Source organism: Bradyrhizobium rifense (genome assembly GCF_008123425.1).
GTDB classification, from domain to species: domain Bacteria; phylum Pseudomonadota; class Alphaproteobacteria; order Rhizobiales; family Xanthobacteraceae; genus Bradyrhizobium; species Bradyrhizobium rifense.
The window spans coordinates 56,444-68,326 of record NZ_VSSS01000020.1 but is presented as its reverse complement, the minus strand read 5'-3'; the positions used below and the strand labels follow the sequence as shown (position 1 = coordinate 68,326).

General features: G+C 65.3%; 11 protein-coding genes. 6 read left to right on the top strand and 5 right to left on the bottom strand.

The window, feature by feature from the left end:
• Nucleotides 1-22: 22 nt before the first annotated feature.
• Nucleotides 23-892, top strand: a complete 870-nt coding sequence (locus tag FXB40_RS12035; protein ID WP_148772416.1) for an urea carboxylase-associated family protein — start codon at nucleotides 23-25, stop codon at nucleotides 890-892.
• A 3-nt stretch (nucleotides 893-895) separates the two neighbouring features.
• On the opposite strand, the gene FXB40_RS12030 is transcribed toward FXB40_RS12035, so the two are convergent.
• The 3 genes from FXB40_RS12030 to FXB40_RS12020 all read right to left on the bottom strand — a co-directional run bounded on the left by FXB40_RS12030 (nucleotide 896) and on the right by FXB40_RS12020 (nucleotide 2,141).
• Nucleotides 896-1,291, bottom strand: a complete 396-nt coding sequence (locus tag FXB40_RS12030; RefSeq protein ID WP_148772415.1) for a GFA family protein — start codon at nucleotides 1,289-1,291, stop codon at nucleotides 896-898.
• A gap of 1 nt (nucleotide 1,292) precedes the next feature.
• On the bottom strand, nucleotides 1,293-1,661 hold the full coding sequence (locus FXB40_RS12025; RefSeq protein WP_148772414.1) for a hypothetical protein: 369 nt from the start codon (nucleotides 1,659-1,661) through the stop codon (nucleotides 1,293-1,295).
• A 102-nt stretch (nucleotides 1,662-1,763) separates the two neighbouring features.
• Nucleotides 1,764-2,141 (bottom strand): tautomerase family protein, encoded by a 378-nt coding sequence (locus FXB40_RS12020; RefSeq protein WP_148772413.1) that lies wholly within the window; start codon nucleotides 2,139-2,141, stop codon nucleotides 1,764-1,766.
• Nucleotides 2,142-2,307: 166 nt separating this feature from the next.
• Here FXB40_RS12020 and FXB40_RS12015 point away from each other — a divergent pair, with 166 nt between their 5' ends.
• Entirely contained in the window at nucleotides 2,308-2,907 is a 600-nt protein-coding gene (locus tag FXB40_RS12015; protein WP_148772412.1) for a TetR/AcrR family transcriptional regulator, read from the top strand.
• Nucleotides 2,908-2,910: 3 nt separating this feature from the next.
• On the opposite strand, the gene FXB40_RS12010 is transcribed toward FXB40_RS12015, so the two are convergent.
• Nucleotides 2,911-3,318: a hypothetical protein gene (locus FXB40_RS12010; protein ID WP_246207552.1), complete on the bottom strand. Its 408-nt coding sequence runs from the start codon at nucleotides 3,316-3,318 to the stop codon at nucleotides 2,911-2,913.
• Nucleotides 3,319-3,330: 12 nt separating this feature from the next.
• Nucleotides 3,331-3,831 (bottom strand): hypothetical protein, encoded by a 501-nt coding sequence (locus tag FXB40_RS12005; RefSeq protein ID WP_148772411.1) that lies wholly within the window; start codon nucleotides 3,829-3,831, stop codon nucleotides 3,331-3,333.
• A 299-nt stretch (nucleotides 3,832-4,130) separates the two neighbouring features.
• Between FXB40_RS12005 and FXB40_RS12000 the strand changes: the two genes are divergently transcribed.
• From FXB40_RS12000 to FXB40_RS11985, 4 genes are all read left to right on the top strand, one after another.
• Nucleotides 4,131-5,813 (top strand): methyl-accepting chemotaxis protein, encoded by a 1,683-nt coding sequence (locus FXB40_RS12000; RefSeq protein WP_148772410.1) that lies wholly within the window; start codon nucleotides 4,131-4,133, stop codon nucleotides 5,811-5,813.
• 12 nt (nucleotides 5,814-5,825) lie between these two features.
• Nucleotides 5,826-6,509, top strand: a complete 684-nt coding sequence (locus FXB40_RS11995; RefSeq protein ID WP_148772409.1) for an aspartate/glutamate racemase family protein — start codon at nucleotides 5,826-5,828, stop codon at nucleotides 6,507-6,509.
• Between the two features lie 121 nt (nucleotides 6,510-6,630).
• Nucleotides 6,631-9,936 carry an acetyl-CoA carboxylase family protein gene (locus FXB40_RS11990; RefSeq protein ID WP_187436823.1) on the top strand — a complete coding sequence of 1,102 codons (3,306 nt, stop codon included), beginning with the start codon at nucleotides 6,631-6,633 and terminating at the stop codon, nucleotides 9,934-9,936.
• Between the two features lie 95 nt (nucleotides 9,937-10,031).
• The gene (locus FXB40_RS11985; protein ID WP_187436822.1) at nucleotides 10,032-11,882 is read left to right on the top strand and encodes a sigma-54-dependent Fis family transcriptional regulator; all 1,851 of its coding nucleotides are present in this window, start codon (nucleotides 10,032-10,034) and stop codon (nucleotides 11,880-11,882) included.
• Nucleotide 11,883: the final 1 nt, after the last annotated feature.

Genomic DNA, 11,883 nt, shown 5'->3' with positions numbered 1-11,883 from the left:
AGTCACAGGGAATGAGCCTGACATGTCATCCAAAATCCCACCCGCACCCACTGATGCCGCCTCACGCCGCGCCGCCAAACCGGCCATCGTCTACCCGGCCGGCACAATGCCCAGGCCCGACCTGGCCGCGCTCGAACAAGCTCGCAGCACGATGGTCAAAACGCACGAGCTCATCGTGCCGCCTCGCGACGCCAGAACATTTCGCGTATCGCGCGGCCAGTTCTTCCGCATCGTCGGCATCGAAGGTCCGCAGGTTGGCGACCTCAATCTCTGGAATGCAGACGATCTCTCCGAGCGTTTTTTCAGCGGCAAGACGCGGGCGATCCATGGCACGCATGTCGGCGTCGGCGACCGGCTCTGGAGCAATATGCCCTATCTTCGGCCGATGGCGACCATCAGTCACGACACGCTCGGCTGGTACGGTTTCGACGCGGACGGCGCCGGAATTCACGACGTCATCGGCACGCGCTGCGATCCCTACACGAATCTGATGCTCAACGGCGGCAGCTATGATTTCTGCTGCCATTCCAACCTATCCCGCGCGCTTGCCACTGAGCTGAAGATGGAGCCACGCGCGGTCGAGCATCACGTCCATGACGTGCTCAATGTCTTCATGTGCACCGGCTTCACCCAGGACACGCACCAGTATTTCATGAAGGCAAGCCCCGTCCGTCCTGGCGACTTCATCGAGTTCTTCGCGGAGATCGATCTGCTCGGAGCGTTGTCTGCCTGTCCCGGTGGAGACTGTAGCGCAACCCATTCCAGCGACGCTGCGGCATGTCACCCGCTCAAGATCGAAGTCTTCGAGCCGGACCGGGCGACGCTGACGGGCTGGACCTGGCCGGCGCCGAGTGCGTATCACCGTCACCACGGCGTGCATGCAGGAATCTGAGCCTCAATCCTCCACCGGCAGCCCGTCCCCGTGCACATACCACTCCGCGCGTGACGTCCACTGGACGTGACGGTCGGGTGTCGCGCCCAGCGGCTCGTCGAACGCGCCGGCATGGATGATCGCCTCGCGCCCGCTGCGTGTCAGATGCGGCATCGGGCTGCCGCAGATTTTGCAGAACGCGGTGGCAAAGCTACGCGCATTGGGCAGATCGAAGCGCGTGACGGATGCTTCGCCGCGCAGCCAACGCAGCGCGCTCGCTTTGACGATCACCTCGCAAGCATGTGCGGTCCCGGTCGCCTTGCGGCAGCGCGAGCAATGGCAGTTGAGGAAACGATCGAACGGACCCTCGACCTCGAACGCGACCTCGCCGCACAGGCAGCTTCCACGGAATGCAGCCATCTCACTCCCCCTCCGGCTCGGCCAGCTTCTCGGCTTCTTCCGCATGGACCGGGGGAACGCCTTGCGAGCCGCGCAGCCGGATCATGGTGTCGATCACGTCGACGTCGACCTTCAGCATGTCGAGATCGCGCGTCATCTCGCGCACCTCCTGACCCTTGCGCGCCAGCTCCTCGGAGACATCAACCGCCATCTTCCGCTCGGTCACATTGCCCGGCGTGTTGACGAAAAGCTTTGCGCGCATCCATTCCAGCCGCGCCCGCTGGGTGTCGCGCTCGAACTTCTTCTCCGCGTAGCGGCGCCGCGCCTCCGCATAGGCGCCGACCAGCGCGGTCTCCGGCAGGCTCCACAATTGCTCGACCGACATGGTCATGCGGTTCAGGTCCCGGGTTCGGCTCGGCGGAGGTTCACTCCGCAGCCTATCAGACCCTTCCCGCCGGCAATTCTCAAGAGGGCGTCGGCAGGTCCCGCAAACTCACGCGAATTGCGCGAGGCCGTGGCCGACGGACCAGTTTTCCGCCGGGGCGTCGAGCACATTCACGAACACGTCCGCCGGCTGGATCCCGGGGTTTTCGCAGAGCAGCTCCGCGATCCGCCGATACAGCGCCTTCTTCTGCTCAGGCGTACGTGAGGCGAACACGGTGATCTGGATCAGCACGGCATCGTCGCTTCGCTTGACGCCGTAGGCGTTGCCGCAGCGGAAGTTTGCGGGCTCATGCTCGCTGATGGTCATGAACTCGTCGCCCTCGGGCACGTTGAGCGCCTCGCGCATAGCCCGGTAGAGGCCGTCGAGGATCGCCTTTCGATAGGCTTCCGGCTTGCCGGCGCGCATCGAGATGTGAAGCAGAGGCATCGCGTGTCCCTTTGCGAGCGGGCGCGACCGACTAAGGCGCATCATCCGCACCGGCGGTTCGGCTCATTGACGAAACGGGCTATTAATCCCAACTAGTTTTTGACACGATGTCCAGAAAGCATGTTTTTGACATGGTGTCAAATACGCCGCTGATAAGGAGCATGATGTGAGGCCGCGCGAATTCGATCACGACGACGTCCTGCGCATCGCGTTCGACCAGTTCTGGCGCAAGGGCGTGCGCGGCACCTCGCTGTCGGACATCGCCCGCGATGCCGGCGTTCAGCGCGGCAGTCTCTACAATGCCTTCGGCAGCAAGGAGGCGCTGTTCCTCCTGGCCTATGAGCGTTACGCGGGCGACTATCTCGTCGCGCTGCAGAAGGCGCTTGGCGCGGGCTCATTGCGCAAACGCCTCACCACGTTTTTCGACCTGACCATCACCAACTTCCGCTCCGGCTCGCCGCCGCGCGGCTGTCCGACGACGCGGGGGTTGATGGAGCTCGGCGCCGCTGAAGGCGAGGGGCTCGACGAAGACGCGCGGAGAGCTTTTGCGAACCTGGTGTCGCGGATCACAGCGCTGGTTGAGGAGGCATTGTCGGCAGGGGCCGAACGCGGCGAGTTCAGCGGCAACCCGGCGGCCGCGGCGCTGCACATCATCACGGTCACGCGCGGTCTTGCCGTGCTTGAACGCGCCTTCGGTGACGAGCCCCAGCTGCGCAAGATCGCCGCCCACGCTATCGACCTCGTGCTCGGCAAGGGCGTTCGCTAGGCCTCAGCAGAACGCAAGCGCGTTGACGGCCTGCGTGGCCGCGCTCTCTCGCTCGATCCCGACGAGCTGGCCGACGGCGGTCTTGAGTTCATCTGGCTCCCTGCGACGCGCGACGGCCAGGAGCCGCATCAATTCCGCCTCGTCCTTTGACAGCCGCCGGCACGACGGCGGCATGAAGCACAGATCGCAGGGACGTCCGCTGCGCAAAATTCTGACCAGCGCGGCGACGCGGGCGACCAGCAACGGACTGTCGGCAATGCCGGGCGCCTCGTCGGCGAAGCGATAGGCGGCCTCCCAGCAATCGGACGCGCCGGTCGCATAGGCTGCCCCAATGAACCGGAACAGCGAGAGCGCGGTGCGGCAGAAATCATCGCAGCCTTCGACGCTCGAACAGCGCGTATCCTGGGTCATGACACGATCTCGTCAGTGCAATGTGGGGCTTCCGACGAACCAGCTTTTCATCGCCATCGTCTGCGCAATGCCGGGAGTCCCGATGTGTCGATCCGGCAGGATGAGACCGGCCATGCGGAAGATCGTCGCAAGTCCTCTGACAGGCGCGATCGCCCAATCCGCGCCGACCGGAGGCAGCCAGCTCTCGAACTGCTCACGCGCGATATCGATGCGCTCCTGTTGCGCCGCTGCGATCGCGTGCAAAATCCCGTGCTCGCTCTCCGACATCTTCGGGCAAGTGGGGCAATGAACCTCGATGGCCGTATGCGCGGTACACGCAAAGATCTCGATGATGGAGTCCAGCGACGATACGGCGTCGCCGACGCGAAAATGGTCGTAGACCTGCTGGATGTCGGCCGCCGTCGGAACGGCGGTCCCGCTTCGCGCCCGCGCGCGAAATCCCCAGATGAAGAGCCGCTCCGCCGCGCTCAGCGCGGGAAGGTCAAGCGTCCTGGTGTCTGTCGATTGATGCATGGAGCCTCTGGCAAATGGCTACGCTTTGCGCAGATCGTTCTGCCAAGGGCACGTGCGAGTCAACGCCGGCAAGACCGATATCGAGGTCTTCTAGAAACGCGCAAGCATTGGACGCTCGGTCTTTGGAGCCATTCCAATGCAGTCGCAAAAAAGTCGACGAATTCCAAAGTGCGCTTCAGACGAACCAGCCCTGGCTTCCGGGCACCTTTTGCCGGAGTTCGGGAACCCGAATGCTTAAGGCTTTGCTAAGACGATCAGGATAAAATGGCATATCAGCCCCGCCAATTTTGTGAGCACCGATGATTTTCTCCCGCATCAGTTTCAAGCTGGTCCTCATTGTCGGCATCAGCCTCCTCGGCATGATCGCGTTGGCGCCGATCGCGCTCTCGACATTGCGCGGCCAGATGGTCGCGGACCGCCAGGCCAAGATCCTGCAGATGGTCGACGTCGTCTACGGCATTCTGACGCACCAGCAGAAGCTCGAGAGCGAAGGGAAACTCACGCGCGAGCAGGCCCAGGCCGCTGCGATCGCGGAGATCAAGAGCCTGCGTTACGACAAGGTCGAGTATTTCTGGCTGAACGACATGGCCGCGAAGATGATCATGCATCCGATCAAGCCCGAGCTTGACGGCAAGGATCTCTCCGACATGAAGGACCCCACGGGCAACCGCCTGTTCTCCGGCTTCGTTGACGTCGTCAAAACGCAGGGCGCGGGTTTCTACAGCTACCTCTGGCCCAAGCCCGGCTTCGACCAGCCCGTTGCCAAGATTTCCTATGTGAAGGGCTTTGCGCCCTGGGGCTGGATCGTTGGTACCGGCATCTATCTCGACGATGTCGACGCCGTCTTCCACCAGGATGCGATGACGTTCGGCCTGGTATGCCTCGCGGTGCTCGTGATCGTGCTCGGCTGCTCCTTCGTGATCGGCCGCAGCGTGACCAGGCCGCTCGCGAAAATCACCGACCTGACCGAGCGTCTCGCCGCGGGCGACCGCGCCTTCGAAGTGCCCTACACCAACCTCAGCAACGAGGTCGGTGGGCTCGCCAAGGCGCTCGCCGTGTTCAAGGACAATGCATCGGCCGTGGGCCGGATGCATGCCGAGCAGCAGGAATCGAAGCAGCGCGCCGACGACGAGAAGCGCAAGACCATGACCGATCTCGCCGGCAAGTTCGAGGCGAGCGTCCAGGCCGTCGTCCGCGACGTCTTCAACGAGGCGCGCGCCATGCAGCAGGCAGCAAAGGGCATGTCGGAGACCGCGAACAAGGCGACCGATCGCGCGAGCTTCGTCGCCACAGCCTGCCAGCAGGCCTCGAGCAATGTGCAGACGGTGGCCTCCGCCGCCGGCCAGCTGTCGTCCTCGATCACCGAGATCAGCCAGCGCGTCGCGCAGGCAGCTGCCGTGGCCGACAAGGCCGCCGCCGACGGCCAGCGCACCAACGACACTGTGCAGGGGCTGGCCGCCGCTGCCCACAAGATCGGCGAGGTCATCGACCTCATCAACCAGATCGCCTCGCAGACCAACCTGCTCGCGCTCAACGCCACCATCGAAGCGGCGCGCGCAGGCGAAGCCGGCCGGGGTTTTGCCGTGGTCGCGAGCGAGGTGAAATCGCTGGCGAGCCAGACCGCGAAGGCGACCGACGAGATCGGCGCACAGATCACCGCGATACAGGCCGAAACCAACCAGGTCGTCGGCAACATCGACAACATTCGCAAGACCATCATGGAGGTCAACGAGATCTCCTCGTCGATCGCGGCTGCCGTCGAAGAGCAGGGCGCCGCGACGCAGGCCATTGCGCACAGCGTGCGGGAAGCAGCCTCTGGCACCGACCAGGTCTCGCAAAACATCTCCGGCGTCACCGATGCGACGGCGGAGACCGGCCAGGCCGCGGGCCTCGTGCTGAAGTCGAGCGGACGCCTGACCGAGAAGCTGCAATCGCTGGAGAACGAGGTCAGCACTTTCGTTGCCGGCGTGCGGGCGGCCTAGTATAGCAGGGGGATGGGCCAAAACTCCGATCGCCGCGCGCGTATCCTGCTGATCAATCCGAACAGTCTTGAGGCGACCACCGCAATGATGGTCGCAATTGCGGCGTCTGTCGCCGGCGATGGCTTCGACATCGTCGGCGTCACGGCGACGCGCGCGGCCGCGATGATCGTGACACCCGACGCGCTCGACACTGCCGCGCCCGAGGTCGAAGAGATCGCACTCGCGCATCAGAGCTCCTGCGACGGCATCATCGTCTCGGCGTTCGGAGATCCCGGCCTCGCGGGAATCAAGTCGGCGCTGAAGCTGCCCGCGGTCGGCATCGGTGAGTCGTCGATGCTGGAAGCTGCTGAAGGCGGTCGCCGCTTCGGCGTCGCGACGACGACACCGCTGCTGAAGGCGAAGATCGACGCGCTACCGGTCGCGTTGGGATTGCGATCCCACTACACCGGTACCCGCTTCGCCGACGGCGAACCGCAAGAGTTGATGCGCGATCCCGGGCGGCTGCGCGCTGCGCTCGCCGGCGCCGTCGAGGCCTGCATCGCGCAGGACGGCGCCGAGGCTGTCATCATCGGCGGCGGTCCGCTCGGCGAAGCCGCGCGCGAACTGCAGCCGATATTCACCGTGCCCGTCATCGCGCCGATCCCGTCTGCCGTGATGCGGATTATTCGCCTCATCGAAGCGCGACCGGCCAACTGATATTCCGGCCCGCGGGAGCTACCCCGGCGACCGCTTCCTCTCTCTTGACGACTGCGGTTAAAGTGAAGAAGCAGGATCATCGAACCTGCCGACCGCGCGCGACGCGGGCATGGAGACTGCTATGTCGTTCAAAAAGCTCCTGATCGCCAACCGCGGCGAGATCGCCATCCGCATCGCACGCGCCGCGGCCGACGCCGGCCTTGCCACGGTTGCGATCCACCCCGCGGATGACGCGCTGTCGCTGCATGTTCGCGTGGCGGACGAGGCGGTCGAAATCCCCGGCCGCGGCGCGCGGGCCTATCTTGACATCGCGGCCGTGGTGAAGGCGGCGAAGAGCGTCGGCTGCGATGCCGTGCATCCCGGCTACGGCTTTCTCAGCGAGAACGCGGCGTTTGCAAAAGCCTGCGCCGATGCGGGCATCACTTTCGTCGGGCCAAAGCCTGCCGCGCTCGAGCTGTTCGGCGACAAGGTGGCCGCACGGCAACTCGCAAAACGCTGCGGCGTGCCGATCATTGCCGGCACCAGCGGGCCGTCGAGCCTGGAGGAGATCACGGCATTCTTCACCTCGCTCGGCAGCAACGCCGCGATCGTGATCAAGGCGATGGCCGGCGGCGGCGGCCGCGGCATGCGCGTCGTCGAGAATGCATCCGATCTCGCGGAAGCCTATGCGCGCTGCCAGTCCGAAGCCAAGGCGGCGTTCGGCTTCGATGGCGTCTATGCCGAGCGGCTGATCCGGCAAGCGCGCCACATCGAGGTCCAGATCATCGGCGACAAACACGGCGCGATCTCTCATCTCTGGGAGCGCGAATGCACCATCCAGCGTCGGCACCAGAAGCTGGTCGAAGTCGCGCCGAGCCCGTCGTTGAGTGAGACCTTGCGCGGCCGAATCATCGACGCGGCCAAGCAGCTTGCGGCGGCGGCGTCCTACGACAATCTCGGCACCTTCGAGTTCCTGGTCGACGTCACGGCCGAGGACAGCTTTGCCTTCATCGAGGCCAATCCGCGGCTTCAGGTCGAGCACACCGTGACGGAGGAGGTGCTCGGCCTCGACCTCGTGCGCGCCCAGCTTGCGATTGCTGCAGGCAGCACATTGGCCTCGCTCGGACTGGCGCAGGGTTCGATCCCGAAGCCCCGCGGTTACGCCATGCAGCTCCGCGTCAACATGGAAACGCTGGACGAGACCGGCGCGACGCATCCGACCGGTGGCGTGCTCGCGGTGTTCGAGCCGCCGTCAGGCCCCGGCGTCCGCGTCGATAGTTTTGGCTATGCCGGCTACAAGACCAGCGCGGCGTTCGACTCGCTGCTGGCCAAGGTCATCGTGCATACGCCGGGTGAAGCCTGGCACGACGTCGTGGCAAAAGCCTCGCGCGCCTTGCGCGAGTTCCGGATCGACGGCGTCGTCACCAACATCACCTTCCTCGAGGCGGTGCTGGCGCACCCCGATTTCAGGACTAATCGAATCGCGACCGACTTCATCGATCGCAATATCGCAAAGCTGGTCGAGGCGGCCGATGGCGCGGCCAAGCCGCTCTATTTTGCCGCAGCCGAGCGAGGCGGTGCGCAGGCCGCCGAGACCCACGTCGCGCAGATCGTGCCCGAGGGTGCGGTGATGGTCGCCGCGCCCTTGCAAGGAACCATCGTTACCATTCAGGTGAAGGAAGGTGAGGTCGTGCGCCCCGGCCAGCAGCTCGCCGTGATCGAGTCCATGAAGATGGAGCACCTCGTGATGGCCGAGCAGGGCGGCCGTGTCATGAAGCTTGCGGCCGGCGACGGCGTCACGCTGATGCATGGCGAGCCGATCCTTTATCTCGAGCCGCTCGACGTCGCCGCCGATGCGTCGGCTGTCGAAACTGATGTCGATCTCGACCATATCCGCCCCGATCTCGCCGAGCTGATCGCGCGTCAGGCCAACACGCTCGATGCGAACCGCCCGGCCTCGGTCGAGCGCCGCCGCAACACCAATCAGCGCACCGCGCGCGAGAACGTCGCGCAGCTCGTCGACGACGGCTCGTTCATGGAATATGGCAGCCTCGCCATCGCCGCCCAGCGGCGCCGGCGCAAGCTCGACGATCTCATCAAGAACACGCCGGCCGACGGCCTTGTGATGGGCGTTGCCACCGTCAACGCCGAGAAATTTGGCGGCGAGGCGGCGCGCTGCATTGTCGTGGCTTATGACTACACCGTGCTCGCGGGCACGCAGGGCCACATGAACCACAAGAAGATCGACCGCATGCTGACCTTGGCGGAAGACTGGCGCGTGCCGCTGGTATTCTATGCCGAAGGCGGCGGCGGCCGGCCCGGCGACACCGACCGGCTCGGCATGACCGGCCTCGACGGCCCGTCCTTCGTGCAGTTCGCAAAACTCTCCGGTCTCGTGCCCGTGATCGGCGTGGTCTCCGGCTATTGCTTCGCCGGGAATGCCGCGATGCTCGGCTGCTGCGACGTTATCATCGCCACCAAGAACGCCTCGATCGGCATGGGCGGCCCCGCCATGATCGAGGGTGGTGGGCTCGGCGTTTATCACCCGGCCGAGGTTGGTCCGGTCTCATTCCAGTCGCCGAATGGCGTCATCGACATCGTGGTCGAGGACGAAGAAGAAGCGACGTCCGTCGCGCAAAAATACCTGTCCTATTTCCAGGGCGCGGTGACGGATTGGCAGGCAGCCGACCAGCGCCTGCTCCGCCGCGCCATCCCCGAGAACCGCCTGCGCGTCTACGACATCCGCAGCGTGATCGACCTCGTCGCCGACCAGGACTCGGTGCTGGAGCTGCGCCGCGACTACGGCGTCGGCATGATCACCGCGCTGATCCGCATCGAAGGCAAGCCGTTTGGCCTGATCGCCAACAACCCGCGCCATCTCGGCGGCGCCATCGATGCCGATGCCGGCGACAAGGCCGCGCGGTTCCTCCAGCTCTGCGACGCCTTCGATCTGCCGATCGTCTCGCTGTGCGACACGCCCGGCTTCATGGTTGGCCCGGAAGCCGAGAAGACCGCGATCGTGCGCCACGTCTCGCGCATGTTCGTGACGGGTGCGAGCATCACGGTGCCGCTGTTCGGCATCGTGCTGCGCAAGGGCTATGGCCTTGGCGCGCAGTCGATGATCGGCGGCGGCTTCCACGCCTCGTTCTTCACCGCGGCCTGGCCGACCGGCGAGTTTGGCGGCATGGGCCTGGAGGGCTATGTCCGCCTCGGCTTCCGCAAGGAGATGGAGGCGATCGCCGACCCCGAGGAGCGTGAGACCTATTACCGCAACAAGGTCACCGAGCTCTACGCCAACGGCAAGGCGGTCTCGATCGCCTCGGTGTTCGAGATCGACAACGTCATCGACCCCGCCGAGACGCGGCGCTGGATCATGGCGGGGCTCCGTTCGGTGCCAAAGCCGCCGGTGCGGACGGAGAAGAAGCGGCCGTGTATCGACCCGTGGTGAGCGCAGTGCAGCAATAGCTGCGTCCCGGTTCCCGATTGACATCCCCGCCTGTGGTGCCAGACTTTGCACAATAATACAGGGTGGAGACGTCCGCGATGGCCAGCCTTTCGGCCTCGAATCATGTCGCCCGTGTCTTGTCCGTCGCCAATCACGTGGCCGACGTCGATGCGGAGTCGCGGATCGCGACCTCCTGGCGACGCTGCCTGATCAGCCACAAGCTCGATCCCGCCCGCCAGGGCCCGCCGCAGACGCTCACCGAAGCCGAAGTCCGTCACGTCGCCGAGCCGATGGAGGAGACCATCGGGCTGCTCACACCCGAGCTCGACGATCTCGCCCGCGTGCTGCGCGACGCCGGCTATTGCGTCAATCTCGCTGACGCGAACGCGACCATGCTGTTCAGCCGCCTGCCGGGCGAGGCCGACGCGCGGATGTTCATGGATTGGAAGATCTACACCGGCTCGAACTTTGCCGAGACGTTCGAGGGCACCAACGGTCTGGGGACCTGCCTCGCGGAGCAGAAGCCGATCCTGGTGCATCGCGACGAGCATTTTCGTGCGCAGTGGCACATGTTCTCCTGCGCGGTGGCGCCGCTGTTCGATCAGGCCGGGCGCCTCGCCGGCGCGGTCAACATCACCTCCTGCCGCGAGGACCTCGAACGTGCCGCACATCAACTCGCGCTCGCTGTGACGATGGAGGCGACGCGGCGCATGGAGGGCGCGATCTTCCGCGATCATTTCCGCAACACCTGGATCGCCACCGTGCCTGGCGATGGCGGCAGCGGCCTGCTCGCCTATGACGACGATCGCCGCATCGTCGGCGCCTGCCGCTCGGCGCGCGCCTTGCTGGGCCTGACCGACGGCCTGATCGCATCCGGCATCGATCTGTCGCGCTACGTCAAGATCGACCATTCGCGCCATGCAGACGAGATCGTCGAGCTCCGCCGCGCCGATGGCCGTCCGCTGGGCCAGGGCCATGTCGCGCCGCCGTTGCGCGCAAAGTGCTCGACGTTACGTCGTGACGCGCCCGTCGATCGGTTTGATGCGTTGCATCGGCTGGCAGGCAATGATCCCGGCCTGGTCAAGAGCGTGAAGCGGCTCAGAAGCATCGGCGATCACAATCTGCCGGTGCTGCTGCATGGCGAGACCGGCGTCGGCAAGGACGTGTTCGCGCGTGCCATTCACGCCGCAAGCAACCGTGCCCGCAACAACTACGTCGCGCTGAACTGCGCGGCGATGCCGGAGAGCCTGATCGACGCCGAGCTGTTTGGTTACGAGGCCGGCGCCTTCACCGGCGCGCGACGCGACGGCTCGAAGGGCCTGATCGTGCAGGCCGACGGCGGCACGCTGTTTTTGGACGAGATCGGCGACATGCCGATCGCGCTGCAGACGCGGCTCTTGCGCGTGCTGGAGAATCGCGAGGTCTGGCCGCTCGGTGCGTTGAAGCCCGTGCCGGTCGATATCCGATTGATCAGCGCCACCCATCGCGATCTCGGCCGTATGGCGGAGGAGGGCACCTTCCGCGCCGACCTCTACTTCCGTCTGCGCGGCATGGAGGTGCGGCTGCCGGCCTTGCGTGAGCGCACCGACCGGGATGACATCATCCGCCAGATCGCGCGCGAGGAGGCGCCGAATTGCCGCCTCTCGCCGGAAGCCTGGTCGCTGCTCTCGGCCTATCCCTACCCCGGCAACATGCGCCAGCTCCGCCATGTGCTGCGGCTTGCCGGCTGCACGGCGGAGGATGGTGTGATCACCGATGCCGATCTCGACCTGCCGCCGTTCGGTGGAAGGGCGACGCAGACCGATCTCGAAGCGGCCGAGCGCGCAACGATCATCGAAGCGCTACGCAAGAACGGTGGCCGCGTCACCGAGGCCGCGCGTGCGCTGAAGCTGAGCCGCGCTACGCTGTACCGGAAGATCAAGCAGTTGAAGATCGAGACCGCGCAATAGC